This is a genomic window from Streptomyces sp. BBFR25 (assembly GCF_044590125.1).
GTDB classification, from domain to species: Bacteria; Actinomycetota; Actinomycetes; order Streptomycetales; family Streptomycetaceae; genus Streptomyces; species Streptomyces canus_D.
This window is the reverse complement of sequence record NZ_CP172447.1, coordinates 4,533,832-4,559,873: the sequence shown is the minus strand read 5'-3', so window position 1 is coordinate 4,559,873 and position 26,042 is coordinate 4,533,832. Positions and strand designations below refer to the sequence as shown.

Genomic DNA, 26,042 nt, shown 5'->3' with positions numbered 1-26,042 from the left:
TGCCGGGATATCGAAAAGCGCATACGCACCGGCAACACCTGGCCGCCTTGAATCGGGGCATGACCTTTTCACCGGCATCCCCGCCCTCCTCGGCCCCGTCGATCTCCTCGGCCGTTCCGGCCACGACGGGAATCACGGTGTACGGCTGCGGGAACGACGAGGCCGCCCTGTTCCGGCAGTTGGCACCCCGTTTCGGCGTCAGGGCCACCCTTACTCAGGACGCGGTGTCCGAAGACAATGTCGGGTTGACCTCCGGAAACCGGTGCGTCAGCGTGGGGCACAAGGCGCCCGTCGCCGCGGCCACTCTTCTCGCGCTCCGCCAAGCCGGTGTGACGTACCTGTCCACACGGAGCATCGGCTACGACCACATCGACGTGGAATACGCGGCACGTATCGGCATGACCGTCGGGAACGTCGTCTACTCCCCCGACAGCGTGGCCGACTACACCCTGATGCTCATGCTGATGGCGGTGCGCAATGCGAAAGCCACCGTCCGCCGCACCGACCTGCACGACTACCGGTTGCACGAGGTGCGCGGCAGGGAGCTGCGCGACCTGACCGTCGGCGTGGTCGGAACGGGGCGCATCGGCGCGGCGGTCGTGGACAGGCTGCGGGGTTTCGGCGCCCGTGTCCTGGCTCACGGCAACCGGGCCGGGACCGCGGCCGATCACGTCCCCCTGGATGACTTGCTGCGGTCGAGCGACATCGTGACGCTGCATGTCCCGCTGAGCGCGGATACGCGTCACCTCCTCGACGAGCGACGTATTCGGCGGATCAAGAGGGGCGCGTTCGTCATCAACACCGGACGGGGCCCGCTCATCGACACCGAGGCCCTGGTCGCGGCGCTGGAGAGCGGCGGATTGAGCGGTGCGGCGCTGGACGTCCTCGAAGGCGAGGAAGGAATCTTCTACGCCGACTGCCGGAACAGGCCCATCGAAAGCACCCTGCTGGCGCGGCTGCAGAAGATGCCGAACGTGCTCATCAGCCCGCACACCGCCTTTTACACCGACCACGCCCTCAGGGACACGGTCGAGAACTCCCTCATCAACTGCCTGAATTTCGAAAGCGGGAAGCAGCATGTCTGAGTCGGACCAGTCGGCCAAGGTGAGGATCGGCGTCATATTCGGAGGCTCTTCCGAAGAACACGCCGTCTCCGTCAAGTCGGCCCGGGAGGTCGCACGCCACCTCGACACCGAGAAGTACGAGCCCTTCTTCGTGGGCATCACGAGGGACGGCGCGTGGAAGCTCTGCGACGGTCCCGGGCCGGACTGGGAGGACGGCGACTGCCGCCCGGCCGTGCTGTCGCCGGACCGCGGCGTCCACGGGCTGCTCGTGCTGGAGCAGGGGCGGTACACGACGATCAGCCTGGACGTCGTCCTGCCCGTCCTGCACGGCACCCTCGGCGAGGACGGTGCGACGCAGGGCCTGCTGGAGCTATCCGGCATTCCGTACGTGGGCTGCGACGTCCAGAGTTCCGCCGTGTGCATGGACAAGTCCCTCGCGTACGTCGTCGCCGGGAGCGCGGGGATCGCCACGCCCGACTTCTGGAACGTGACGGGGGACGAGCGCGTCGATCCCGACCGGTTCACGTATCCCGTCTTCGTGAAGCCGGCCCGTTCGGGGTCGTCCTTCGGCGTCGGCAAGGTGTCCCGGCCCGAGGAGCTGGCGGCGGCGGTCGAGGCCGCCCGGCGGTACGACAGGAAGGTGCTGGTCGAGGAGGCCGTCGTCGGCAGCGAGATCGGCTGCGCCGTCCTGGGCGACGACACGGAACTGGTCGTGGGTGAGGTGGACCGCATCGCGCTCTCCCACGGGTTCTTCCGGATCCACCAGGAGGAGGAGCCCGAAAGCGGCTCGGAGAACTCCACGGCGATCGTTCCCGCCGACATCCCGGCCGAGGCGCGGACGCGCGTCCAGGAGACCGCGAAGGCCGTGTACGTCGCCCTCGGGTGCAGCGGGCTGGCGCGGGTGGACCTGTTCCTCAAGGACGACGGCGAGGTCGTCCTCAACGAGGTCAACACCCTGCCCGGCATGACCTCGTACAGCCGCTATCCGAGGATGATGGCCGCCGCCGGGCTGCCGCTCGCCGAAGTGATCGACCGGACGGTGTCGCTGGCGTTGACGGGGAAGCTCCGATGACCGGGGTGGCACCGACGACCGGGGTGGCACCGACGACCGGGGACTTCGCCTTCGTGGACGAGCTGGTGCCGGACATCCGGTGGGACGCCAAGTACGCCACCTGGGACAACTTCACCGGCAAACCGGTGGACGGATACCTGGCGAACCGGATCGTCGGCACGAAGGCCCTGTGTGCGGCTCTGGGCCGGGCGGAGGAGCGGGCCGAGTCCCTCGGTTTCGGGCTGCTCCTGTGGGACGGCTACCGCCCGCAGCGGGCCGTGGACTGCTTCCTCCGCTGGTCCCGGCAGCCGGAGGACGGCCGGACGAAGGCGCGGCACTACCCGAACATCGGCAGGGCCGAGATGTTCGACCGGGGGTACGTGGCCGCCAGGTCGGGCCACAGCCGGGGCGGCACCGTCGACCTGACGCTGTACCACCTGGCCACCGGTGAACTCGCCCCCATGGGCGGCGACCACGACCTCATGGACGCCGTCTCCCATCACGACGCACCGGGGATCCCGGAAGTCGAGGCGGCGAACCGCAGGCGGCTGCGTTCGATCATGGACGCCTGCGGTTTCGACTCCTACGACTGCGAGTGGTGGCACTACACGCTGAAGGACGAACCGCACCCGGACACCTACTTCGACTTCCCCGTCACCGCGACGATCCTGCCCGCCGCAGTCGTTCCGTGCGGTGGGTGAGGAGGAGGGCCGTCACCGTGAGGGTCTGGATGCCGAGAATCATGGCCTGGACCTTCGGCTCCTCCACGGCGAGCAGGATCATCGTCGTGTTGACCGCGAAGTGCCCCGCGATCGAGGCGGCGATGCCGGCGCGCTCGTAGGCGGCGGTGACCAGCATGGCCATCGGGATGTTGCTGGCGACGAACAGGACGCCGCTCGGGGTGGCGAGGCCCAGGTCGTGCTGAACGGTGCCGTCGATGAAGAACAGCGGGAGGTGCCACACGGCCCAGGTGACGCCCAGGACCAGGCAGACCCGGAAGGTGCCCAGCTTCTCGCGCAGCCTCGGGTAGGCGGTGCCCCGCCAGCCCGGCTCCTCGGACAGCGGGCCGCTGACCAGCATGCCTACGAGGAACGCCGCGGGTCCGCCGAAGTCCTCGACGGCGTCCTTCGCCACGTCCAGGCTCAGTTCGGGGCCGCCCGCTCGGCTCGCCAGCAGGGCGGCGGCCAGGACGGTCACCGAGCCCAGCACCAGCAGGAGCAGGGCCTTGGGCAGCAGCGCCCACCGGAAGGGGACGACGTGCCCGGGGACCGGTTCGCCGCGTCGGCGGCGGCGGACGCGGAGCACCAGGGCGCCCACCAGCGGGCCGAATGCGCCGAGCATGAACGGGGCGTTGGCGGCGGCGTTCGTCTCCGTGCCGCCCAGCGCGATCGCCACGCCCCAGGAGAGCCAGCTCACGGCGAAGGCGATGACCATGAAGAGGGTCAGGTCGGCGCGGTAGGAGCGACCGGGGGTGGGGGCGGAGGCGGTGCGCGAGGTGAGTGAGGAATCTTGCGGGGTGGTCTGTGCAGTCTGTGAAGTGGGCATGCCAAACCTTCGATCGTCCGTGGTCATGGGGTGTCGTGCGTCAGGACGTCAGGACGTCGTGACGTCAGGACGTCAGGAGGTCAGTGCGTCACGGCGTCAGTGCGTATGTGGCCGGTCAGGGGCGGGCGGCTCGCCGTTCGTCCGAGGGGGCGCGCAAGGGCTCCCGCAGGCGGGCCCGGAGCCACTCGGCGACGAGGGTGATCAGCTCGGGATCGACCGGCTCGCGCAGGAGGCGCCGGTAGGAGCGGATCGTCGGGCGGCCGGCGTCGCGGCGCAGCAGGTGGGTCAGGTCGGGGACGCGGTGGATCTCGGTGTCGCCGCCGGGCACCAGGCGTCGGATCTCGTCGAGGTCGGCGGGCGGGACCTGGATGTCCTTGTCGCCGGTGACGGCGAGGACGGGGACCGCGGCCGGGACGGCGGCCAGGTCGTCACGGGTGTCGTGGACGAGCATCTCGCGCATCCAGCGCGCGTTGACCGGGAGGAGACCGGCGATGCGCGCCACGTCGGTGCGGGTGCGCTTGACGCGGGCCAGGACGCGCTCGGCCAGGGCGCCCAGCGGGCGGCGCAGCAGGCGGACCGGGGCGGGCAGACCGCCGAAGACCGACGCCGCCTGCCAGCGGAAGGCCGACTCACCCTCGCGGGCGAACCCCGCCAGCAGTACCACCGCCGCCACCTCGTGCCGGGCGGCGAGGGTCATCGCGTGCAGGGCGCCTTCGCTGTGGCCGACGACGCCGACGGCGTCGGGGTGTATGTCCGGGTGGGCGGCGAGGGTCCGCAGGGCCGCGCTCGCGTCGCGGCGGTTGTCGGTGAAGCCGGTCTCCTCCCAGACGCCGGGCGTGGCTCCCGCGCCGCGCCGGTCGTAGCGCAGGGTGGCGATGCCCGCCGCGGCGAGGGCGTCGGCCAGCGGGCGCCCGAGGTTCAGCGGCAGGGTGCGCGTGTTGCCCTCGCGGTCCAGCGGGCCCGAACCGTGCAGCAGGAGGACGGCGGGGTGCGGTCCGGGGCCGGCGGGCAGGCTCAGGGTGCCGGCCAGCAGGGTTCCGTCGTCCGCGGTGACCGTCAGGTCGGTTTCGGGCAAGGCTCCGCCTCTCTCGATCGCTCTCAACTACGAGAACGTTATCAGATGTGAGAACATGGGTCCCATGGCTACCTCGAACCTCCTCCTCCACCCCGTCCGCATGCGCATCCTGCAGACCCTGGTCGGCGCCGGTGAACTGACCACCGCCCAGCTGCGCGAAAGGCTCCCCGACGTCTCGCCCGCCTCCATGTACCGGCACATGGCCACGCTCACCGAGGCCGGTGTCCTGGAGGTCAGCCACGAGAAGCGCGTCCGCGGCACCGTCGAGCGCAGCTACCGGGTGCGCCAGGACGAGGCCCTCGTCGACGAGGACGCCCGGGCCGCCATGACCAAGGACGACCACCGGCAGGCCTTCACCCTCTTCACCGGCGCCCTCATGGCCGACTTCGACCGCTACCTCTCCCGCGACGACACCGAGCCCGTCCGCGAAGGCGTCCTCTACCGGCAGGGCGCGGTCTGGCTGACCGACGAGGAGTTCACCGGACTCGTCGAGGAACTGGAGGCCGTGGTCGCCCGGCGCTCCGAGCACAGACCGGACGACGGCCGCGTCCGCCACCTCATCAGTCTCGTCGTGATGCCGGACAAGGAGGGCGGGTCGGACGGCGGCGGTACGGAGTGACCGGGCCCTGAGGGGCGAGAGGGACGGCGCCGCCCACCCTCACGCGGTCACACCCTCACGCGCCCACCCCCTCACACCCCGGCGTGCTCCGCCTCCGGAGCCCCGTGCTCGCCCAGCCAGCGGGCCAGCCTGCCGCGGCGGCCGACGGCGCGCAGTCGGCGTTCCGCCGCCTCCCGGACCCGGGGTGTGGTGATGAGCAGCAGCTCGTCACCGGCGCGCAGCACGGTGTCGCGGTCGGGTACGAGGCTGGTGCCGTCGCGGATGACCAGGGTGACGACCGTCGGGTGCGGCAGCCGCAGCTCGCAGACGGTGACGCCGTGCAGGCGCGAGCCCCGCGGGACGGACACGGTGAGCAGGTCGGCGTCCAGCAGGTCGAGCGGCGCGGTCTCGACCTGGATCTCGCGCAGCGCGTCCGGCCGGGTCACCCGCGTCCACCGGGCGACCGCGGGCAGCGTGGGCCCCTGGAGCAGGGTGAACAGGACGACGAGGACGAACACGATGTTCAGGGCGTCGCGCGCTCCGGTCACCCCGGCCACCACCGGGAAGGTCGTGAGCACGATGGGCACCGCGCCGCGCAGCCCGGCCCAGGAGATGAAGACCTGCTCGCGCCAGGGCACCCGGAACGGCAGCAGACACAGCAGGACCGAGACGGGGCGGGCGACCAGCAGCAGCACCAGGCCCACGACCAGGGCGGGGACGATCGCGGAGGGCAGTTCGGTCGGGTCGACGAGCAGCCCGAGCATGACGAACAGGCCGATCTGGGCCAGCCAGCCGACGCCCTCGGAGAAGGAGCGGGTGGCCGCGCGGTGGGGCAGCTTGGCGTTGCCGAGGACGAGCCCGGAGAGGTAGGCGGCGATGATGCCGCTGGCGCCCAGCGCTCCGGCGGCGGCGAAGGCGACGACGCCGAAACCGACCGTGGCCAGCGGGTAAAGGCCGGTCGCGGGCAGGGCGATGTGCCGCAGCGCCGCGACGCCCAGCCATCCGATCGCCACGCCGAGGACGCCGCCGACCACGAGCTGGAAGAGGAGGTTGCCGACGACGGGGAGCGGTCCCGGCACGCCGCCGGTGGTGGAGAAGAGCAGCACCAGGATGATGGTGGGCGCGTCGTTGAAGCCGGACTCGGCCTCCACCAGCACGCTCACCTTCCGCGGCAGCGGCAGGGCGCGCAGGACGGCGAAGACGGCGGCGGCGTCGGTCGAGGAGACGATCGCGCCGATCAGCAGGGCCAGCCGCCAGTCGATCCCCAGCAGCCAGTGCGCGCCCGCCGCGGTCACCACGACGGAGATCGCCACGCCCACCGTGGCGAGCACACCGGCGGGGGCGAGCAGGCGCCGCACATCGCTCCACCGGGTGGTCAGGCCGCCCTCGACCAGGATCAGCGCGAGGGCGGCGGCGCCCAGTGCCTGGGCCAGCTGGGCGTCGTCGAACCGCAGGCCGAGACCGTCCTCACCGGCGACGAGGCCGACGCACAGGAACAGCAGCAGACTGGGCAGGCCGATGCGGTGGGCGGCGCGTGCGGCGGCGATGCTGGCCAGCAGCACGGTGCCGCCGATCAGCAGCATCACGTACAGCTCGGACAGGGTCATCGAGCGGGCTCCGGGCCGTACGCGGCCACGGCCGGGGTCGCGGTCCGGCCCGCGTCCCGGCGGCGCGCGGCGAGGTCAGGATCCGGACGGCGGGCACCGGGTGCCGCGCTCGCGGCGGTGCGGGTCGAAGAGTTCACCGGCGACACCGGCGAAGACCAGCCCGGCGGCGATGAGCAGCCCGTGGGCCAGGAACATGCCGGTGGCCAGCGCGCCCAGGGCGACGGCGAGCAGCAGCCAGGCCCGGTGGAACCGGTACTCGCGCGGGCGGCGGGGGCGGCCGTCGGCGAAGGCCCTGGCGAACCGGGGGTCCTCGCGGTGCAGCCGGGACTCGATCTCGGTGAGCCTGCGGTCCTCGGGCACGGGCATGGGGTCCTCCTCCCGACGCGGGGCCCTGGGCGGGCGACGTGGTCAGCGGGGCGGGCCATGTGCTCTCCTTGCGGGTGGGACATCCCGAGCGCACCGGGACCGAGCGGCCGGGTAAGGGGAGTGGGCTCCAGGGTCGCCCGCGCGGACGCGTCCGGGCCATCCGGGGCGGCACCCACATACCGAGGGGTGCGACCTGTAGGAGTCCGGCATCTGAGAGAGGATCGGGGTGTCCTGCGCGTTCGCAGGGGGCCGACCGGGAAGGACCCAGCTCGTGATCATCTTCGGCACCAAGGGCTACCTCTACCAACTCGCGATACTGACGCTGGTGTGCGGCCGGTGCGGCAACCCCGCCGCGCACACGCTCAGGAAGCGCGTCACGAAGTTCACGCTGTTCTTCGTGCCGCTGTTCCCCTTCTCCACCAAGTACGCGACGCAGTGCACGTTCTGCGGCGCCGAGCAGCAGGTGACCAAGGAACAGGCGGAGCAGCTCCAGGCGCAGGAGGGCGGCGACCAGGCGTACGGTCCGTCGGGTCAGCAGCAGCCGTACCAGCGGCCGTAGGGAGGCGCGGGGTGACGGACCTGCAGACGGAGCAGCGGGAGGCGTACCTGACCGGGTACGCGGAGACCCTGGCGGCGGTCGCCGACACGGGGCGCCGGCTGACCCGCGACGAGCTGGAGGAGCGGCGGCTCTTCGGCGAGCAGGCCGCCGAGGCGGGACACAGTCTGCGCAGTCTCGTACGGCTGCACCTGGACGCCACGCGCACGTCCTGGCCCGGCGGCGGTCCGGCGGCCTCGGGCCCGGACGTCGCCGACACCGTGCTCGCGGCCGTCGCCCAAGCCGTGGACGCCTTCGCGGAGGGCTACGAACGCGCGCAGCGGCTCGCCGTACGCCAGGAGGAGGCCGCGCGGCGGGAGTTCATCGACGACCTGCTCTACGGGCGCAGCGATCTCGGCCGCCTCGCCGAACGGGCCGAGCGCTTCGGCCTCGTCCTCTCCCGCGCCCACGCCGTCGCGGTGGCCGAGGGGCCCGAGGCGTACGACGACACCGCCCCGGTCACCCGGGTCGTGGAGAGCGCGCTCATCTCCCGCTTCGGCGACCGGCGCGTCCTGATCACCACCAAGAACGGGCAGTTGATCTGCATCGCGCCCGGCGACCAGGACGACGTCCTGACCTTCTTCGCCAAGCAGGCCTACGCCGCCACGGACGGCAGCAGGGTCGCCGTCGGGCGCCCGCAGAGCGGCGCGGGCGGCGTGGTGCACAGCTACGAGGAGGCGCTCAGCACCCTCGAACTCGCCGACCGGCTGGGCCTCGACGAACCCGTGGTGCGCGCCGCCGACATGCTGGTCTACCCGGTCCTCGCCCGTGACCGGCAGGCGATGGCCGACCTGGTGCTGAGTGTGCTGGGTCCGCTGCGCGAGGCCCGCGGCGGTGCCGAACCGCTGCTGCGGACCCTGGAGGTGTACTTCGACGCGGGCTGCACCGCGGCCGAGGCCGCCCGGCGTCTGACGCTCAGCGTGCGGGCACTCACCTACCGGCTGGACCGCATCCACCAGCTGACCGGGGCGAACGCCTCCAACCCGGTGCACCGCTACACCCTGCAGACCGCGGTCATCGGAGCCCGGCTGCTGGGGTGGCCCGACCAGGAGATCTGATCGGGCCCCCGCGGACGCGTCCGCCTCGGGTCAGCCGGTGATCTCGACCTTGCCGTTGCGCTGGTCGGGTCCGCTCTCCGGCTCCGGAGCACCCTTCGCCGTGATGTTCTTCAGCAGGGCCGCCAGGTCGACGCCCGTGGTCGAGCCGAGCAGTTCCATGCCCTGCGCCACGTTGTCGGCGACCGTACGGGAGAGCCGGCTCGCGCCGTCCGTCGAGATGACCGTCATCTTGTCCACGGCCGACAGCGGCTCGGACGCCTTCGCCACCACCTGCGGCAGCACCTCGACCAGCATCTGCAGGACGGCGGCGTCGCCGTACCGGTCGAAGGCGTCGGCCTTCTTCTCCATCGCCTCGGCCTCGGCCGCGCCCTTGGCGCCGATCGCGGCGGCCTCCGCGTCGCCCTCGAGGCGTACGGCCTCGGCGATCGCCGCACGCCGGGAGCGCTCCGCCTCACCCTGCTTGAGGCCCTCGATGGCCTCCGCCTCGGCCAGGGCGCTGCGCCGCTGCTTCTCGCCCTCACCGGTGAGCCGGGCCCGCTCGGCCTCGGCCTGGGCCGCGGCGATACTGGCGGCGCGCTCGGCCTCGGCCTGCTTCACCCGGGCCACCCGGCGGCCCTCGGCCTCCTGCTCGGCCTCGTACCGCTTGGCGTCGGCGGGCTTGCGCACCTCGGTGTCCAGCTGGCGGTCCTTCAGCGCGGCCTGCCGCTCGGCGACCTTCTCCTGCTCGGCGAGGATGTCCTGCTGCCGGGCCGCCTCCGCGAGGGGGCCCGAGGCGTTGGCGCGGGCCGCGGCCTGGTCGGTCTCGGCCTTGATCTCGGCCTGCTTGAGGTAGAGGGTCCGCTGCGCGACCGCGATCTCCTCCTCCGCCTTCAGCCGCGCCTGCTCGGCCGCCCGCCGCGCCACGGCCTCGGCGATGTCGGCCTCCTGCTTCGCGCGGGCCGCCTCGGGACGGCCGAGGTCCTCCAGGTAGGAGCCCTCGGTGGAGATGTCCTGGATCTGGAAGGCGTCGAGCACCAGGCCCTGCCCGGACAGGCTCGCCTCCGCCTCCTCGGCCACCTGACCGGCGAACGCCGCCCGGTCCCGGATGACGTCCTCCACGGACATCCGGCCGACGATCGCGCGCAGCGCGCCGGACAGCACCTCCTGGGTGAAGCCGACGATGCCGTCCTGCTGCATCAGGAACCGCTGAGCGGCGGCGCGGATCGCGTCCTCCGTGCCCCCGACCTTGACGATCGCGACACCCTCCAGGTGGGCCTTCACCCCGCGCAGCGTCACCGCGCCGCGCACGGCGACCGGGATGTGCCGCGAGGACAGGTCGAGGGTGAACCGCTGCTGCACGAACGGCACGACGAAGACGCCGCCGCCCACCACGACCTTCTGGCCGCTGTTGTCGGTGAAGACACGGCCCGTCTCCGGATCGGTGGACTTCTTGCCGCGCCGCCCCGTGACGATGAACGCCTCGCTCGGGCCGGCCACCTTGTACCGGCTGACCACCACCAGCGCGAGCAGCACCAGGAGTACGACGACCCCCAGCACCGCGATGACAACAGGACTCATGGCAACGCCCCCGATTCACAGAGAGGTACGGACGAACAAGAACAGGAGGGAGGGGAGGGAGGGGAAGGACGGGCCCGCGGGACCGTTCAGCGGTCCACCGGGCGGACCACGACCGACGTCCCGGTCGGCGCCGCCTCGACCCACACCTCGGCGCCCCGCGCCACCGGCACCGCGCTGCGCGCCGCGCACTTCAGCGGCTGGCCGCCGAGCCGGAGCAGCACCTCGCCGTAGCCGTCCGCCGGGATGGCGGTCACGACCCTGCCGGACGTGCCGAGCAGGTCGTCGCTACGGGGCGTGACGGCCGTCTGGTCGCGCATCAGGGCACGGCTGAAGCGGTACGTCAGCCAGCCGGCCCCCGCTCCGGCGACCGCGCCGACCCCGGCGGCGCCCGCGGGACCGGTCCAGCCGGTGCCGAGGGCGATGGCGCCGGCGAAGCCGGTCATCGCCGTGAACCCGGCGACGACCGGCAGCGACAGCCACCCCTCCAGGAGTCCGGCCGGCGCTCCCCCGAACGCGCCTTCCAGCACTCCGTCGAAGACCAGCGACAGGGCGAGCAGCACGACCCCCGTGATACCCAATCCGAGAAACCAGGCCATGCGTGCCGTCCCCCTCTCGCCCGTCGCTGAGCTTCGGTGCGATGAATCGTCACACGCGGCACGACAGCGGGTCATTGCCGTGTTCCGGCAATCTTTACGCGTCTTTGATGCCGCCCTCGGTCCGTTCCGTCCCTCCTGGAACCGCGGGCCCGGCCTGTACTGTCCTTCTCTTGATGGGGACTCATACGGGGAGCGTTCCGAACCAGGTTCCGCAGGGCGACGGGTACGCGCCCATGGTGGTGTGCGGCGACGACGGGCTGGCCCACCGGCTGGCCGCCGAACTGCGCGGCGTCTACCGCGAACAGGTCACTCTCGTCGTCCCGCCCTCCGGGCGCCGGGTGCGCCAGCCGGTGGTCGGACGGGCCCGTGCGGCCTCGGCGGCCCTGCTGGACATGGTCAACGCGGCGGTGAACCGGTCGGGCAACGGCGACCCGGGCGGCGCCGACCGCGCAGTGGAGGCCACCGAGCCGACCGAGGACGTGCTCGCGGAGGCCGGGGTCGAGCGGGCCACCGCGCTGGCGCTCGTGTACGACGACGACGAGACGAACATCCGCGCCGCCCTGACCGCGCGCCGCCTCAACCCCCGTCTGCGGCTGGTCCTGCGCCTGTACAACCGGCGTCTGGGCCAGCACATCGAGGAACTCCTCGACCAGAGCGCCGCGCTGGCCACCGGCGGCGGCCCCGGCTCCGCGACCGGGTCCACGACCGTGCTGTCCGACGCCGACACCGCCGCGCCCGCGCTGGCGGCCACCGCCCTCGTCGGCACCAGCAAGGTCGTCGAGACGGACGGCCTGCTGCTGCGCGCCGTCGAGCGCAATCCGCCCCGGCCCGGCGAGGTGGCCGACCCGGGGCTGTGCACCCTCGCGCTGCTGTCGGCGACGAGCAACGACCCGGCCGGTGCGGACGGTTCGGAGGGCAGCGGTGACCAGGGGCCGCAGTTGCTGCCCGACGAGGCGGCGGTGCGGGCCGCCACCGGACGCGGGACCGTGGTCCTGGAGCAGGTGTCGTACTCCGGGCCCGCGCTGCCCGCCGGGCGGGCCGGGGTGCCCGCCTTCAAGGAGCTGTTCTCGCGGCGGCTGCGGTGGTCGCTGGCCGGTCTCGCGGCGTGCGTGGTGGCCCTCGCCGTGGCGCTGATGGTGGTCACCGGCGACCATCCGCTGCACGCCACCTACGTGACGCTGCTCGACCTGTTCTCCATCAACGAGCCCGCGCACAACAAAGACACCGGCCGTCAGATCCTCCAGCTGCTCTCCGGCTTCGTCGGACTACTGCTGCTGCCCGTCCTGCTGGCGGCCGTACTCGAAGCCCTCGGGACCTTCCGCAGCGCGACAGCACTGCGGAAGCCGCCGCGTGGGCTCGGCGGGCACGTCGTCCTGCTGGGTCTCGGCAAGATCGGCACGCGGGTCCTGACCCGGCTGCGGGAGATGGACATCCCCGTGGTCTGCGTCGAGGCCGATCCCGAGGCGCGCGGCATGGCGACCGCGCGGCGGCTGCGGGTGCCGGTGGTGCTCGGGGACGTCACCCAGGAGGGCGTACTGGAGGCCGCCAAGATCCACCGCGCGCACTCGCTGCTCGCGCTGACCAGCGTCGACACGACCAACCTGGAGGCGGTGCTGTACGCCCGCTCCGTACGCTCCCGGCTGCGGGTGGTGCTGCGCCTGTACGACGACGACTTCGCGACCGCCGTGTACCGCACGCTGCGTGCCGCGCACCCCCGCGCGCTCACCCGGAGCCGGAGCGTGACGCATCTGGCGGCGCCGTCCTTCGCCGGGGCGATGATGGGCCGCCAGATCCTGGGGGCGATCCCCGTGGAGCGGCGGGTGCTGCTGTTCGCGGCGGTGGAGGTGGCGGGGCATCCGCAGCTGGAGGGTCGGACGGTCGGGGAGGCGTTCCGGGCGGGGGCGTGGCGGGTGCTGGCGCTCGAGGTCTCCGACGGTGAGCGGGTGGAGGGCGTTGCCCCGGAGGGGGCGCGGGAGTCGCGGTTGGTGTGGGAGCTGCCCGACACGTATGTCCTGCGGGGCTCGGACCGGGTGGTGCTGGCGGCGACCCGGCGGGGGCTCGCCGAATTGCTGGGGCGGCGGGCCCGGCGGGGGGTGGACGTGTAGGGGCGCCGCCCCTACGACCCCGCCAGGGGGCGCCGCCCCCTGGACCCCCGGCCTATGCCCACCCACCACCCGACTCGGTCGGTCGAGAAGCTAGCTCTTCGGCAAGTGCCTCTCCGCGAAGTCCAGTTCCAGGCGTACCTGCTTGATGCGTTCGTCGACGACCAGGGAGCCGTGGCCCGCGTCGTAGCGGTAGACCTCGTGGACGGCGCCCCTGGCCTCCAGGCGCTCGACGTAGTTCTCGACCTGGCGGATCGGGCAGCGCGGGTCGTTGACGCCCGCCGAGATGTACACCGGGGCCTTGACCTGGTCGACGTAGGTCAGCGGGGAGGACGCCTCGAAGCGCTCGGGAACCTCCTCCGGGGTGCCGCCCAGCAGGGTGCGGTCCAGGGCCTTCAGGCCCTCCATCTCGTCGTGGTACGCGGTGACGTAGTCGGCGACCGGCACGGCCGCGATGCCCAGCGTCCACGCCTCGGGCTGGGTGCCGATGCCGAGGAGCGTGAGATACCCGCCCCAGGAGCCGCCGGTGAGGATCAGGCGCTCGGGGTCCGCGAGGCCCGAGGTGACCGCCCACTCCCGCACCGCCGCGATGTCCTCCAGCTCGATGAGGCCCACCCGGTGCTTGAGGGCGTCGGTCCAGGCGCGGCCGTACCCGGTGGAGCCCCGGTAGTTGACGCGGACCACCGCGTACCCGTGGTCGACCCAGGCGGCCGGGCCCGCGGCGAAGGAGTCGCTGTCGTGCCAGGTCGGGCCGCCGTGGATGTCGAAGACCGTCGGGAGCGGACCGGCCGCCCCGGCCGGCTTCTGGACCAGGGCGTGGATGCGGCCTCCCGGCCCCTCCACCCACACGTCCTCCACCGGGACCGAGCCCGGCGACTTCAGGCCGGGCGGGTCCAGGACGACGCGGCCGGTGGTGGAGCGGACGGCCGACGGCTCGGCGGCCGAGGACCACAGGTACTCCACGCTGCCGTCCGGGCGTGCCGTGGCCCCGGAGACGGTGCCCGCGGGGGTGTCGATCTCCGTCAGGCCGCGCTCGGCGAAGTCGTAGCGGAACAGCTCGCTGCGCGCCTCGAAGCCGTGCACGATCAGCAGGGCGGAACCGTCCGGATACCACTCCGCGCTCACGTCGCCCGGCAGCTCCAGCGCGAGGTCGGTCTGCTCCCCCGTCGCCACGTCCCACACCAGGGGCTCCCAGCGGCCCCGGCGCTGGTGGCCGATGAGCAGCCGGGTGTCTCCGTCGACCGGCGCGAAGCCCAGGACCTCCAGGCCCAGCTCCCGCTCGCCGCCCTCGGTGTCGTCCAGCTCCGCGACCGTGCTGCCGTCGGGGCGCAGGACGCGCAGCGCCGAGTGCATGGCGTCGCCGTGCTCGGTGTGCTCGATCGCGATCAGGGAGCCGTCGTGGGAGAGGTCGCCGACGCCCGCGGACTCGCGGTGCCGGTAGATCTCCGCCGGGGCGCCGCCGTCCCCGCGCGCGAGGTGGATGGTCGTACCGTCCTCGTCCGTCGAGCGGCCGATCACCGCCGTGCGGCCGTCCCGGCCGAGGGCGAGGCCCGCCGGGTAGGAGGGGTCGAGGCCCGGCACGGCCTCCTCGTCCGCGCCGCCCGCGAAGGGCTGGCGGCGCCAGACGCCGAACTCGTCGCCGTCCTTGTCGTCGAACCACCAGATCCACTCGCCGTCCGGCGCGAGCACCCCGTCCGTCGTGCCGTTGGGCCGGTCGGTGACCTGGCGCTGCTCGCCGCTCGACCGGTCCCAGGCGTACAGCTCGTAGGTCCCCGTCGCGTTCGACACGAACAGGGAGCGGTCCGGGGCGTCCTCGGCCCAGTCGGGCAGCGACACCCTCGGCGCCCGGAACCGCTTCTCCCAGTCGGGCGCCTGCTCGCCCTGCGTCTGCCGCAACCCGTTGCTCTCAGTCATGGCCCCATACTGCCCCGACCGGACGGCCACGCGCAGAAGAGATCCCCAGCCTGTGGACAACCTCCGCCCGGCCACCCCCGCGCGACCATGTTTTCCACAGCCCCGCTGCGGGGTCGTCGGGCCCGCACCGTACCGTGGAGGGCGTGTACCGGTTTCTGCTGACGCCCCGATGGTGGGGGATCAACGTCTTCGTCGTCCTGGCCATCCCCTTCTGCATCTTCATGGGTTCCTGGCAGCTCGGCCGGTTCGAGGACCGGGTGCAGGACCACGAGACCGCCACCACACAGCAGGAGTCGGCCCGCGAGGACGCGGCGCGCCCGCTGACCGAGCTGCTGCCCGTGGACAAGGCGACGGTCGGCGAGCAGACCACCGTCACCGGCCGGTACGACGATCAGCTGCTGGTCCCGGAGCGGAAGCTGGACGACCGCGAGGGCTTCTACGTCCTCACCCTGCTGCGCACCGACGGCGGCGAGGCGCTGCCGGTCGTGCGCGGCTGGCTGCCCGGCGAACCCGACCCGGCGAAGGCCCCGGCCCCGCCCACCGGCGAGGTCACCGTGACCGGCGCGCTCCAGGCCGCCGAGTCCCCGGGCAGCAACGGCGTCAGCGGCCGCTCCGGCTGGCCCGCCGGGCAGACCGGCGCGATCAGCGCGGCGACACTGCTGAACCTGGTGCCGTACGACGTGTACGACGCCTGGGTCACGCTGAACGAGGGCGACAGCGGGATGCGGGCCGTGCCCGTGAGCGCGCCGCAGAACACCGGGCTCGACCTGAAGGCCTTCCAGAACCTCGGCTACACCGCCGAGTGGTTCGCCTTCGTCGGCTTCGTGATCTTCATGTGGTTCCGCCTGCTGCGCCGCGAGGTCGAACTGGCCCGCGACGCCGAGCTGGGCCTGGTCGCGCAGGACGACGCGACCGAGGCGGGCGGGGAGAGCGCCGAGAGCGCGGCGACCGCAGAGGCCGGGGACCAGTCCGACGGAAAGAAGGCCGACGGCGACAGGGCGGGGCTCGTCTCCTGACCGCGGGACCGCCCGCCCGGGGCTACGCCCCCGAGCCCGAGTCCGCCAGCAGCCCCGTCCAGTAGACGGTCCCCACGCACGCGTCGGACACCGTGGCCGTGGCCGAGCCGGAACCGCCCTGCGGGGTGTAGGTCACCGACACGCTCCCCTGGGCCGGACCGTCCTCGGTGATCAGCTGGGCCGTGGGCCCGGCCTCGCCGCCGCCCTCGGAGGTTCCGCCCGCGGCGGTCGTGTCCCCGGTGGGCGAGGGCTCGGCCGAGGGCCCGCCGGTGCCGCCCCCCGTGGTGCCGCCGGTGGTGGGACAGGTCTCGGAGGGCACCCAGGCGAACTGCACCTCGTACGCGGCGCCCGGCGCCAGGGTCAGCGAGGCGGCCTCCAGCGACGGGTCGGGCAGTCCGGCGGCGGCGTCCCCGGCGGCGTGCCGCGCGGTGCCCACCCGGGCGGCGTCCGCGGTGCCCAGCGAGGCGGTGACCACGGTGCCGGGGTCCGTGACGGTACAGCCGCCCGAGGAGACGTTGGTGACCCGGAAGGAGCCGTAGACCACGCCCGTGGAGTCGGGGGCCGCGCTGCTCGCGACGGCCGGGCCGAGCGACCCGGGCGCGCACGCGGGGATGTCGGCGGGGCTGCTGGCACTGGGGACGCCCGAGGGGGCCGAGCCCGTCGCGGCGCCGGACTCCTTGCCGCCGGGCGTCTCCTTGGGGTCGGCCTTGTCCTTGCCCTCGGCGGTGTCCCCGGAACCGGCGTTGCCGCTCTGGCCGCCGGCCGGGTCCTTGCCCTGGGAGGCGCCGCCCTGGGCCTGTGAGGCGTTGCCCGCGACGGACGGGTCGGCACCCGCGCCGGGGGAGTTGGAGACGTGCACGAGGGCCGGGACCGCCGTGCCGAGGAAGAGGGCGGCGGCCGCGACGCCGACGACGGCCTGGCGCTTGCGGGCACGCCGGGCGGGCACCGCGCGCCGCAGGTGCTCCAGGGTGCCGTCGCTCGGCTCCATCTCGCCGACCGCCCGGTGCAACATCGCGCGCAGGACCGCCTCGTCGGTGGTGGGCCCGTCGGCCCCCGGATCGTCGGGGCCCTGCGCGGCGGGGCCGTGGTTCACAGTTCCGTTCCCAGCGTGCGTGTGCTTCTGCTGCTCTCGCCCGGCCGGTGCGGCGGGCGCGTCATGTCCTTCACGGGCGTCCGGTCGCGCGTCGTGCCCTTCACGGGCGTCCGGTGGCGCGTCGTGGCCCTCGTGGGGGTCCGGTCGCGCGTCGTTGCCGTCGCTCATGCCGGGGCCTCCATGGCCACCCTGAGCGCCGCGATCCCGCGCGACCCGTACGCCTTGACCGAGCCCAGGGATATGCCGAGCGTCTCGGCGACCTGGGCCTCCGTCATGTCGGCGAAGTAGCGCAGGACCAGGACCTCGCGCTGCCGGCGCTGGAGCCCCTTCATCGCCTTGATCAGGGAGTCGCGCTCCAGCTGGTCGTAGGCGCCCTCCTCCGCGCTCGCCATGTCCGGCATGGGCTTGGAGAGGAGCTTGAGGCCGAGGATGCGGCGGCGCAGCGCCGAGCGCGAGAGGTTGACGACCGTCTGACGCAGGTACGCCAGGGTCTTCTCCGGGTCGCGGACGCGTTTGCGGGCCGAGTGCACCCGGATGAAGGCCTCCTGGACCACGTCCTCGCAGGAGGCGGTGTCGTCGAGGAGGAGGGCGGCGAGGCCGAGCAGCGAGCGGTAGTGCGCCCGGTAGGTCTCGGTGAGGTGGTCGACGGTGGTACCCGCCGCCGCCACGTCCTCTTCCGCGCCGTCGCGCTGGTTCGATATGCGGGCCGGCCGCGCTGCGGGCATGGGCGCGATCACCGGCATGCCACCGGCCGGACCGGCCACACGGGGACGGACGGACCGGGCGGGCGGGACGGGCGGGCGCAGTGCCGCGCCCCGTGCCCCTGCGGTGAATTCGAGAACCTCTGCCACGCCAGTTGGACACGTCCGACCCCGTGAGGGTTGTACGTGCCGGGCGTCACGTTCCCGTGTCCGTCGGACAGCCGTCTGGGCGGCCACCCGGCTGACGGTGCGTCATAGGCCCTCATCGTCCGCTCTTCCCCTGTGTCCCGTGTGAACGGGCGTCCCCACGCCCGTCCTCGGCGCCCCCGCGCCGAACCACGCCCCGCGCCCCGAATGGGTGACCGCAAAGACGCTCCCCGCCGCTCGCGCGGTTGCGGAGGGCGGGGAGGAAATCCTCTGACGGCACGGGTGCCCGGTACAAGTAGTCCGGACCAACTTCCGGATCACATCTCGTTCATGGATTCTACAAACGAAACCCACAGCGTCCGGGGCTTTCGACCGGCTGATCCCGGTTCAGGCGAACTCGGCCGCCACCAGTTCGGCGATCTGCGCGGTGTTCAGAGCGGCGCCCTTGCGCAGGTTGTCCCCGCACACGAAGAGTTCGAGCGCGGTCGGATCGTCCAGGGCCCGGCGCACCCGGCCGACCCAGGTCGGGTCGGTGCCGACCGCGTCGGCGGGGGTGGGGAACTCCCCCGCGGCCGGGTTGTCGAAGAGGACCACGCCCGGCGCGGTGGCCAGGATCTCCCGGGCCCCCTCGACGGTGACGTCGCTCTCGAAGCGGGCGTGCACGGTCAGGGAATGCGTGGTCACCACGGGGACGCGTACGCAGGTCACGGCGACCGGCAGCCGCGGCAGTCCGAGGATCTTGCGGGACTCGTCCCGCACCTTCATCTCCTCCGACGACCAGCCGTCCTCCCGCAGCGACCCGGCCCACGGTACGACGTTCAGCGCGACCGGCTCCGGGAACGGCCCGGTGTCGTCGCCGACGGCCCGCCGCACGTCACCGGGGTGCGTCCCCAGCTCCGTCCCGGCCACCAGCGAGAGCTGCCGGCGCAGCGTGTCCACGCCGTCCCGGCCCGCCCCGCTCACCGCCTGGTAGGACGAGACGACCAGCTCGCGCAGCCCGAACTCGGCGTGCAGCGCGCCCAGCGCCACGATCATGGACAGCGTCGTGCAGTTCGGGTTGGCGACGATCCCGCGCGGCCGCAACCGCACCGTGTGCGGATTGACCTCGGGCACGACGAGCGGCACGTCCGGGTCCATCCGGAACGCGCCGGAGTTGTCGACCACCACCACGCCCTTGGCGGCGGCGATCGGCGCCCACTGCGCGGAGACCTCGTCGGGCACGTCGAACATGGCGACGTCGACCCCGTCGAAGGCCTCTTCGCTCAGCGCGACCACCTCGACCTCCTCCCCGCGCACGGCCAGCTTGCGGCCGGCCGAGCGCGGGGAGGCGATCAGGCGGATGTCGCCCCAGACGTCCGCGTGCTGGGACAGGATCTGGAGCATGACCGAGCCGACGGCGCCGGTCGCGCCCACGACGGCGAGCGTGGGCCTGCCGCTGCGGCCGCGGTCCGGGCCGGTGTCGTGCGCGGCGGACATCAGCGTCCGGTGCCCCCGTAGACGACGGCCTCGTCGCGGTCGGAGTCGAGCCCGAAGGCGGTGTGCACGGCGCGCACGGCCTCGTTCACGTCGTCCTTGCGGGTGACGACCGAGATGCGGATCTCGGAGGTCGAGATCAGCTCGATGTTCACCCCGGCGTCGGAGAGTGCGGTGAAGAAGTCGGCGGTGACGCCCGGGTTGCTCTTCATCCCCGCGCCGACCAGGGAGATCTTGCCGATCTGGTCGTCGTAGCGCAGCGAGTCGAAGCCGATGCCCGGGCGGTTCTTCTCCAGGGCGTCGATGGCCTTGCGGCCCTCGCTCTTGGGGAGCGTGAAGGAGATGTCCGTCAGGCCGGTGGAGGCGGCGGACACGTTCTGCACGACCATGTCGATGTTGACCTGGGCGTCGGCGATGGCGCGGAAGATCGCGGCCGCCTCGCCCGGCTTGTCGGGCACCCCGACGACCGTGACCTTGGCCTCGGAGGTGTCGTGCGCGACTCCGGAGATGAGGGCCTGCTCCACGTGCTTTTCCCCTTGCTTGATCGGCTCGCTGCTGACCCACGTGCCCTGCAGTCCGCTGAAGCTGGACCGCACGTGGATCGGGATGTTGTACCGGCGGGCGTACTCCACGCAACGGTGGAGCAGCACCTTGGAGCCGGAGGCAGCGAGCTCCAGCATGTCCTCGAAGGAGATCCAGTCGATCTTCTTCGCCTTCGGCACCACGCGCGGGTCGGCGGTGAACACGCCGTCGACGTCGGTGTAGATCTCGCAGACGTCCGCGTCGAGCGCGGCGGCGAGGGCGACGGCGGTGGTGTCGGACCCGCCGCGGCCCAGCGTGGTGATGTCCTTGCTGTCCTGGCTGACGCCCTGGAAGCCGGCCACGATGGCGACGTTGCCCTCGTCGACCGAGGTGCGGATGCGCCCCGGCGTGACGTCGATGATCCGGGCCTTGTTGTGGACCGAGTCGGTGATGACTCCGGCCTGGCTGCCGGTGAACGACTGGGCCTCGTGCCCCAGGTTTTTGATCGCCATGGCCAGCAGCGCCATGGAGATACGCTCTCCGGCGGTCAGCAGCATGTCGAGTTCACGCCCGGCAGGGATCGGGGATACCTGCTCGGCGAGATCGATCAGCTCGTCCGTCGTGTCGCCCATCGCGGAAACGACGGCGACCACCTGGTTGCCGTTCTTCTTCGCTTCCACGATCCGCTTGGCGACGCGCTTGATGCCCTCGGCATCGGCTACGGAGGAGCCTCCGTACTTCTGCACGACAAGGCCCACGTGCGCTCCTCGCTCAATCCGTCTCTTTCCGCACGTACGTATATGTACTGCGGTCGGCTCATTTTACCGAGCGTCCGGATTTCCCCCCTGCGGTATCGCATGGTGAGACCCGGGTACTCGCTCAGGCTGGCTCATGCCCAGGGCGACGCGGGTCACTCGGGAAAGTGCGGTGTGTCACACGTTCACAAGTGGCTTCCGGCCGCGTGGAAAGCCGGGTTGGTTGAACGGGCAACCCTTGGGGCGGGTGGTGAGTCTGGAGGCTGTGGCCCTGCCGGGGCATGGACGACGGCACCTTCTACCCGCACCCGCACCGGCGGGCGGCTGGCACGCGCCCCTCGCCGTCCGCGAGATCCCCACTCTGCTTCCGACCCAGAAGAACGTCACGTCGGTTTCATGACCGGCTGAGCCTGGGACTCGCCGCCACGGGCCGTGCTCAGTCCGCCAGCTCTTTGAGGGGCTCGGTGTCGAGGGTGATGTCGACGGGGGCGGGGAGGTGCACGGTCGCGCCGAAGGGCAACCTCTCCTCGTGCTGGTAGCTGCCGTTCTCCGGTTGATCGAACACGACGACGGAGCAGCTTTCCCGGTCGATGAGCAGGTAGACCGGGATCCCGGCAGCCGCATACCCGTCGGGCTTGTCCACACGGTCCCGCCGCGCGGCATCCGCGTCCCACGAGGTGACTTCCACGGCCATCAGTGCGTCGTCGGGCGCCGACCACTCACCGTGTCCCTTGAAGGCACCCGGGGGAACCAGCACCCCGTCCGCTCGTACTCGCCCCTTGCGGTACGCCTCCGTCTTGAGACCTCGCTCCGCGTGCAGCCGGAGATCGGGGCGGTGCTGCATACAGAGCCTTTGCAGCCAAGCGACGATCTCACTGTTGTTGCCGTCCGGCATGGGCTTGACCGCGACCCGTCCCCTGATGAACTCCAGCCGCACCAGCTCTGGTGCACGGCGGTCGAGTTCCTCGAACTCCTCGACGGACATATCGGGCCGGGGCCCGGTCCTGGGGGTCATGGCGTCGCCTCCTCGACACCATGGTGCCCCGGGCGGCGCCTCCCGCCCGCTCACGGGCGCTCCACGTGAACGCGTTCCCGGCCCGCGCAGGCGGCCAACGCTCGAATGTCGCCCAGGTCATCGGTGAGGATGGGGGCGTCGTCGTAGGCGATGGAAGCGAGGACGACGGTGGCGTCGATGACGTCGGAGGTCTTGTTCTCGTGGCAGAGCGCCGCCGCGGCCTTCGCTCCGGCCTCCGTCAACGGAGTCACCCGGCAGCCGCCCAGCGTCCAGTGCAGCATGGCCGCCGAGGCACGTCCGTCCCAGCACTGCGCCAGCACTCCGGCCGGAACCAACGGGATGACCCCGCGCAACAGCAGCGCCTTGTGGCGGCCGAGAAAGCGCCGGTCGTTCTTCGTGGCGGCGATCAGGGCACCACTGTCGTAGACCACGTGTCTCATGCGGTGCGCCGCTCCTCGCCGGGTGGTTCCAAGAGGGCGGCCACCCGGGCATCGGCCTCGGCCATCTCCTGCTCGGAGAAGGGGCCGTACGCCGCCTCGTAGTCCGCCATCGCCCGCAGCCCGGCGCGGATGACGCGGCGGTCGTCCAGGTACTGTTCCAGGGCCCGGCTGATCACGGCCGAGATCTGCTCGTCCTCGGCGGCGGCGAACTGCCTCAGTGCCGTTCCGAGCTCGGCGTCGATGCTCACGCTGAACTTCACCTTCTCTGCCATATTACGAATGTAATCCGGATGCTCTACGGCTTCCAGCGCCGAGGCGGCAGTCCGTTCGCGATGCGGTCGCGGTTGTCGCGGTAGTGGTAGCCGACCCGGTCCTCGATGGGCACCGGGCGGAACGTGTCGGGCACGGGACCGCCCGTGGCGCGCTCCAGCTTCTTCCTGAGGAAGTACGCCGAGGACGTGCCCAGGTGGGCGATCTCCTCGAAGCCCTTGATGATGTCCTCGTCGGACATCGGGTTCGCCTCGTTCTCCCTGCGGCAGTCCTCGCAGATGCCCCGGTCGATCTTCACGGTGCGTTCGTCCTGGTCACAGGTGGCACACGCCATGATTACGCGGGTCACCTTGGCGCGCAGTCCGCGCTGCTGCGGAGGCATCTTCGACTCCAGTCGTCGGCGGGCGAGTCCGCCCGGGTTGCTGACAGTGGGTGGGAGCCCTTCGGTCAGGGCTCGGGTGATGTCCTTCGGTGCCGCGCCGCGCGTCAGCCACTCCTCGGCCAGCGGTTCGAGCGAGCGGCAGTCCCCTTCGGTGAGCGCCATCCGCGGCTCGGCGGTGCGCAGGGTGCTGAGCGCGCGGTACGCGGCGCTGTCCGGCTCGGCGTCGGGTTCCGGATCGCGCTCGGGTTCGGCGACCTCGGGTACGGCGGTGGCGAGCGCCTCTTCGATGCGCGCCAGCCCGGGCCGGTGGCCCCGGGTCACGTCCTTGCCGTGCCGCTCCCGCGCGAACTCCGCCCACCACGCCGCCGACCTGCGGGTACGCGACCAGTACGTCCGCGTGACCCACCGCATGGTGTTGTCCTCGACGGTGATGTGTTCCTTGATCCAGCGCAGGTGGCCGGCTTCGGTGATGCGGGTCAGCGACGAGCGCGTCGCCTGCTGGCCGTAGCGCGGGTGCTCCGCCGCGATCACCTTGTGGCCCATCGCGTGGCCGTCGTCGAGGTGGTCGATGAAGACGGCGATCTCGGCGTCACGCGGGGACAGATGTGCGAAGTCCGGGTCCGCGTGCGGGTCTTCGTCGCCCGCAGGGCGTTTTCCGTAGCCCGGATTGGCCATGGGGTGGGACGGGGAGGGCAGAGCGGGACTAGGGTTGGCGCAAGCCACCATCGAAGGGTCTCGATTCGATGCGTCGGTCAGGCTCCGGTTGGTGTTCGCAGCACCGCCGGGGCCGACTCATTTGCCGGTCATATGCCGCGAACTTAGAGCCGCTTGACACAGCGACGCAAGCTGATCACAGAACGTCACTCTTACGAGGTACGGCAGCTCAACTCACGTTCAGGCTTGGTTGGTTGGGTATTTCAACCAGACCGGAAAACCAAGGAAAGAGCTCGGGTCCCGGGGCTCAAGCTCCGGGCTGAACTGCGGCGATGAAGGCCGACCAGGCGGGGGCCGAGACCTGGAACTCGGGGCCCGTCGGGGCGTTTCTGGAGTCGCGGACGTGTATCGCGCCGCAGCGCGCGACCTCGACGCAGGCTCCGCCTTCGTTGTCGCTGTAACTCGACTTGACCCACTTCAACTGGCTGCTCACGGCTGATTCACCATCCGCTTGATGAAACGGGCAGACTCATCGGGGTCGAGCGCCCGCGTGCGGATCATGCTTAGCCGCTCGGTCACCCGGCTGACAACACCCGCATCAGCCGAAAGTTCGCTGGCGAACGCGCCCTCCATGAAGGCAACTCGCTCGTGATCGGGCCCTTCCGGCGGCTTCCGTTCGGTGAGGATCTCCTGTCGCTCCATCCGGGCGGCGACCCGCTCCTCCACCGTCTCCTCGTCCAAGGGCGGAATGCGGTTGTCGATGAGCCCCTGCGCGTAGGTCTGGGTCTGCAACAAGCCCGGCACCAGGGCGACTTCGTACCACCACAGACTCGTCGCCTCCCGCTCCCGCTCGATGAAGTCCACCGCACGCGCGGAGTACCGCTCCCTGCGGACGTACTCCTTCGCCGCGCTCAGACGGCATCCGTACGCCGCGCTCCATGGACGAGATGGTCTCGGGGGCGTAGTTGGCGGCGGTGGCCAGGGCCTCGCGGCTGACGTTGGCCAGGGTGCGCCGGCGTTTGATCTGGTTGCCGCTGTAGCACCAGGCCGCGGGTGGCTGGGAGTTGTCGTTCGGGTTCGGCACAGCGCCCACCTCCGGCTGCTCGTCGGCCACCGAGCGTAGGCGAGCGGAGCGACTTCTGTGACCTACTTCACCGGGCGCAGCCCCAGCGGGCCTGCCAGCTCCTGGATCATGACGCGGCCGGCCTCCGACTCCAGGGCGTCGTCGCCGAGGTCCTGGTCGGTGTCCAGGCCGTCCAGCTCCTCCAGGGGCTGGTTCAGGCGGACGTGGGCGACGACGGACTGGAGGGCGCGCAGGGTGGCGGAGGCGGTGGAGCCCCAGTTGGAGAAGTAGGAGAACTGCCACCACCACAGGGCCTCCGTGGTGCGGCCGGCCTTGTAGTGGACCATGCCGTGGCGGAGGTCGGTGATGACGTCGGTGAGGTCGTCGGAGATACGGGCCGGGACCGGGGCCTTGCGCGGTTCGTAGGGGTCGAAGACCTCGGAGTAGACGTCGATCGGGTCGAGGATGCGGGCCAGGTTCTCGCGGATCTCGTCCACGTCCTGCTCCGGGCCCGGGTCGGGCTCGTAGCGCTCGTCGGGGACGATGTCCTCGTGGGCGCCGAGGCGGCCCCCGGCCAGCATCAGCTGGGAGACCTCCAGGAGGAGGAAGGGGACGGCCGAGTCGGGCTCGTCGCCCTTCGCCACCTCGGTGACGGCCACCAGGAAGCTCTCGATCTGGTCGGCGATCTGGACCGCGAAGTCGTCCGGGTTCTGGTCGGTCGCGTGCAGCGTGGCGTCAGACATCTAGGAGTCGTCTCCCCTCGAAGGCGCGGCCGAGGGTCACCTCGTCCGCGTATTCCAGGTCGCCGCCCACAGGGAGGCCGCTGGCCAGGCGGGTGACCTTGAGGCCCATGGGCTTGATCATGCGGGCGAGGTACGTGGCCGTGGCCTCGCCCTCCAGATTCGGGTCCGTGGCCAGGATCAGTTCCGTGACCGTGCCGTCCGCGAGGCGGGCCAGCAGCTCACGGATGCGGAGGTCGTCGGGGCCGACCCCGTCGATCGGGCTGATCGCGCCGCCGAGCACGTGGTAGCGCCCGCGGAACTCGCGGGTGCGTTCGATGGCGACGACGTCCTTCGGCTCCTCCACCACGCAGATGACGGAAGGATCACGCCGGGTGTCGCGGCAGATGTTGCACTGCTCCTCCTGCGCGACGTTCCCGCAGGTCGCGCAGAAGCGGACCTTGGCCTTCACTTCCATGAGGGCCTGGGCGAGCCGCCGTACGTCGGTCGGCTCGGCCTGCAGGACGTGGAAGGCGATCCGCTGCGCGCTCTTGGGACCGACGCCGGGCAGCCGCCCGAGTTCGTCGATGAGGTCCTGGACCACGCCTTCGTACAACGGACTGCCGTCCTTCCTGAGGTTCGTGCACTACGTACGGTAGATGGC

At 71.9% G+C, this 26,042-nt stretch carries 27 protein-coding genes and 1 pseudogene; 8 read left to right on the top strand and 20 right to left on the bottom strand.

The window, feature by feature from the left end:
- Positions 1 to 59 precede the first annotated feature (59 nt).
- From vanH to vanX, 3 genes are read left to right on the top strand one after another with little or no spacing between them, the layout of a single operon-like run.
- Positions 60 to 1,085, top strand: coding sequence for a D-lactate dehydrogenase VanH (gene vanH, locus ACGH52_RS20795; RefSeq protein ID WP_399946812.1), 1,026 nt, complete (start codon positions 60 to 62; stop codon positions 1,083 to 1,085).
- On the top strand, positions 1,078 to 2,136 hold the full coding sequence (gene vanA-Sc, locus ACGH52_RS20790) for a D-alanine--(R)-lactate ligase VanA-Sc (RefSeq protein ID WP_399941376.1): 1,059 nt from the start codon (positions 1,078 to 1,080) through the stop codon (positions 2,134 to 2,136). Before vanH ends, vanA-Sc begins: the two co-directional genes overlap by 8 nt.
- On the top strand, positions 2,133 to 2,816 hold the full coding sequence (gene vanX, locus ACGH52_RS20785; RefSeq protein WP_399941373.1) for a D-Ala-D-Ala dipeptidase VanX: 684 nt from the start codon (positions 2,133 to 2,135) through the stop codon (positions 2,814 to 2,816). Before vanA-Sc ends, vanX begins: the two co-directional genes overlap by 4 nt.
- Here the strand turns inward: vanX and ACGH52_RS20780 are convergent.
- Both ACGH52_RS20780 and ACGH52_RS20775 read right to left on the bottom strand, forming a co-directional pair.
- Positions 2,770 to 3,660 carry a CPBP family intramembrane glutamic endopeptidase gene (locus ACGH52_RS20780; protein ID WP_399941370.1) on the bottom strand — a complete coding sequence of 297 codons (891 nt, stop codon included), beginning with the start codon at positions 3,658 to 3,660 and terminating at the stop codon, positions 2,770 to 2,772. The two genes, vanX and ACGH52_RS20780, sit on opposite strands and share 47 nt — an antisense overlap.
- 115 nt (positions 3,661 to 3,775) lie before the next feature.
- Complete coding sequence (locus tag ACGH52_RS20775) at positions 3,776 to 4,735, bottom strand: alpha/beta hydrolase (protein WP_399941367.1); 960 nt, start codon at positions 4,733 to 4,735, stop codon at positions 3,776 to 3,778.
- Between the two features lie 64 nt (positions 4,736 to 4,799).
- Between ACGH52_RS20775 and ACGH52_RS20770 the strand changes: the two genes are divergently transcribed.
- Positions 4,800 to 5,354 (top strand): helix-turn-helix domain-containing protein, encoded by a 555-nt coding sequence (locus ACGH52_RS20770; protein ID WP_399941364.1) that lies wholly within the window; start codon positions 4,800 to 4,802, stop codon positions 5,352 to 5,354.
- Positions 5,355 to 5,425: 71 nt separating this feature from the next.
- Here ACGH52_RS20770 and ACGH52_RS20765 read toward each other — a convergent pair whose 3' ends face one another.
- Together ACGH52_RS20765 and ACGH52_RS20760 are read right to left on the bottom strand one after the other, a co-directional pair.
- Positions 5,426 to 6,940: a potassium/proton antiporter gene (locus tag ACGH52_RS20765; protein ID WP_399941361.1), complete on the bottom strand. Its 1,515-nt coding sequence runs from the start codon at positions 6,938 to 6,940 to the stop codon at positions 5,426 to 5,428.
- 75 nt (positions 6,941 to 7,015) lie between these two features.
- Positions 7,016 to 7,306, bottom strand: coding sequence for a DUF3040 domain-containing protein (locus tag ACGH52_RS20760; protein WP_076974995.1), 291 nt, complete (start codon positions 7,304 to 7,306; stop codon positions 7,016 to 7,018).
- Positions 7,307 to 7,577: 271 nt separating this feature from the next.
- Between ACGH52_RS20760 and ACGH52_RS20755 the strand changes: the two genes are divergently transcribed.
- Positions 7,578 to 7,865: a zinc-ribbon domain-containing protein gene (locus ACGH52_RS20755; RefSeq protein WP_399941357.1), complete on the top strand. Its 288-nt coding sequence runs from the start codon at positions 7,578 to 7,580 to the stop codon at positions 7,863 to 7,865.
- 11 nt (positions 7,866 to 7,876) lie between these two features.
- Complete coding sequence (locus ACGH52_RS20750; protein WP_059301729.1) at positions 7,877 to 8,959, top strand: helix-turn-helix domain-containing protein; 1,083 nt, start codon at positions 7,877 to 7,879, stop codon at positions 8,957 to 8,959.
- Between the two features lie 30 nt (positions 8,960 to 8,989).
- On the opposite strand, the gene ACGH52_RS20745 is transcribed toward ACGH52_RS20750, so the two are convergent.
- Both ACGH52_RS20745 and ACGH52_RS20740 read right to left on the bottom strand, forming a co-directional pair.
- A complete protein-coding gene (locus tag ACGH52_RS20745) occupies positions 8,990 to 10,516 on the bottom strand; it encodes a flotillin family protein (protein ID WP_059301730.1) in 1,527 nt (508 codons plus the stop codon).
- A gap of 86 nt (positions 10,517 to 10,602) precedes the next feature.
- Positions 10,603 to 11,112: a hypothetical protein gene (locus ACGH52_RS20740; protein WP_210974298.1), complete on the bottom strand. Its 510-nt coding sequence runs from the start codon at positions 11,110 to 11,112 to the stop codon at positions 10,603 to 10,605.
- A 233-nt stretch (positions 11,113 to 11,345) separates the two neighbouring features.
- Here ACGH52_RS20740 and ACGH52_RS20735 point away from each other — a divergent pair, with 233 nt between their 5' ends.
- Positions 11,346 to 13,217: an NAD(P)-binding protein gene (locus ACGH52_RS20735; protein ID WP_076974999.1), complete on the top strand. Its 1,872-nt coding sequence runs from the start codon at positions 11,346 to 11,348 to the stop codon at positions 13,215 to 13,217.
- Positions 13,218 to 13,307: 90 nt separating this feature from the next.
- Here the strand turns inward: ACGH52_RS20735 and ACGH52_RS20730 are convergent, their stop codons facing one another.
- Entirely contained in the window at positions 13,308 to 15,128 is a 1,821-nt protein-coding gene (locus tag ACGH52_RS20730) for a prolyl oligopeptidase family serine peptidase (protein ID WP_076975000.1), read from the bottom strand.
- A 143-nt stretch (positions 15,129 to 15,271) separates the two neighbouring features.
- Between ACGH52_RS20730 and ACGH52_RS20725 the strand changes: the two genes are divergently transcribed.
- Complete coding sequence (locus tag ACGH52_RS20725) at positions 15,272 to 16,144, top strand: SURF1 family protein (protein ID WP_399941352.1); 873 nt, start codon at positions 15,272 to 15,274, stop codon at positions 16,142 to 16,144.
- 22 nt (positions 16,145 to 16,166) lie between these two features.
- Here the strand turns inward: ACGH52_RS20725 and ACGH52_RS20720 are convergent, their stop codons facing one another.
- The 13 genes and pseudogenes from ACGH52_RS20720 to recR all read right to left on the bottom strand — a co-directional run bounded on the left by ACGH52_RS20720 (position 16,167) and on the right by recR (position 25,994).
- The gene (locus ACGH52_RS20720; protein WP_247699601.1) at positions 16,167 to 17,405 is read right to left on the bottom strand and encodes a hypothetical protein; all 1,239 of its coding nucleotides are present in this window, start codon (positions 17,403 to 17,405) and stop codon (positions 16,167 to 16,169) included.
- Positions 17,402 to 18,088 carry a SigE family RNA polymerase sigma factor gene (locus ACGH52_RS20715; protein WP_171987250.1) on the bottom strand — a complete coding sequence of 229 codons (687 nt, stop codon included), beginning with the start codon at positions 18,086 to 18,088 and terminating at the stop codon, positions 17,402 to 17,404. Before ACGH52_RS20715 ends, ACGH52_RS20720 begins: the two co-directional genes overlap by 4 nt.
- A 384-nt stretch (positions 18,089 to 18,472) precedes the next feature.
- Positions 18,473 to 19,561 (bottom strand): aspartate-semialdehyde dehydrogenase, encoded by a 1,089-nt coding sequence (locus ACGH52_RS20710; RefSeq protein ID WP_059301736.1) that lies wholly within the window; start codon positions 19,559 to 19,561, stop codon positions 18,473 to 18,475.
- On the bottom strand, positions 19,561 to 20,838 hold the full coding sequence (locus ACGH52_RS20705) for an aspartate kinase (RefSeq protein WP_031042983.1): 1,278 nt from the start codon (positions 20,836 to 20,838) through the stop codon (positions 19,561 to 19,563). The genes ACGH52_RS20710 and ACGH52_RS20705 overlap by 1 nt, the downstream gene beginning before the upstream one ends.
- Before the next feature lie 433 nt (positions 20,839 to 21,271).
- Entirely contained in the window at positions 21,272 to 21,850 is a 579-nt protein-coding gene (locus ACGH52_RS20700; RefSeq protein WP_210974299.1) for a Uma2 family endonuclease, read from the bottom strand.
- A 50-nt stretch (positions 21,851 to 21,900) separates the two neighbouring features.
- Positions 21,901 to 22,290, bottom strand: a complete 390-nt coding sequence (locus ACGH52_RS20695) for a twitching motility protein PilT (RefSeq protein WP_121701036.1) — start codon at positions 22,288 to 22,290, stop codon at positions 21,901 to 21,903.
- On the bottom strand, positions 22,287 to 22,562 hold the full coding sequence (locus tag ACGH52_RS20690; RefSeq protein WP_121701037.1) for a hypothetical protein: 276 nt from the start codon (positions 22,560 to 22,562) through the stop codon (positions 22,287 to 22,289). Before ACGH52_RS20690 ends, ACGH52_RS20695 begins: the two co-directional genes overlap by 4 nt.
- Before the next feature lie 23 nt (positions 22,563 to 22,585).
- Positions 22,586 to 23,617 (bottom strand): hypothetical protein, encoded by a 1,032-nt coding sequence (locus ACGH52_RS20685; RefSeq protein WP_121701038.1) that lies wholly within the window; start codon positions 23,615 to 23,617, stop codon positions 22,586 to 22,588.
- Positions 23,618 to 23,903: 286 nt separating this feature from the next.
- Positions 23,904 to 24,089: a DUF397 domain-containing protein gene (locus tag ACGH52_RS20680; protein ID WP_399941345.1), complete on the bottom strand. Its 186-nt coding sequence runs from the start codon at positions 24,087 to 24,089 to the stop codon at positions 23,904 to 23,906.
- Complete coding sequence (locus ACGH52_RS20675; protein ID WP_253191408.1) at positions 24,086 to 24,460, bottom strand: Scr1 family TA system antitoxin-like transcriptional regulator; 375 nt, start codon at positions 24,458 to 24,460, stop codon at positions 24,086 to 24,088. The genes ACGH52_RS20680 and ACGH52_RS20675 overlap by 4 nt, the downstream gene beginning before the upstream one ends.
- Before the next feature lie 100 nt (positions 24,461 to 24,560).
- Positions 24,561 to 24,680: pseudogene (locus ACGH52_RS20670) on the bottom strand (transcriptional regulator); the annotation flags it as partial.
- Between the two features lie 62 nt (positions 24,681 to 24,742).
- Positions 24,743 to 25,402, bottom strand: a complete 660-nt coding sequence (locus ACGH52_RS20665) for a DUF5063 domain-containing protein (protein WP_059301741.1) — start codon at positions 25,400 to 25,402, stop codon at positions 24,743 to 24,745.
- A complete protein-coding gene (recR, locus tag ACGH52_RS20660) occupies positions 25,395 to 25,994 on the bottom strand; it encodes a recombination mediator RecR (protein ID WP_031042987.1) in 600 nt (199 codons plus the stop codon). Before recR ends, ACGH52_RS20665 begins: the two co-directional genes overlap by 8 nt.
- Positions 25,995 to 26,042 lie beyond the last annotated feature (48 nt).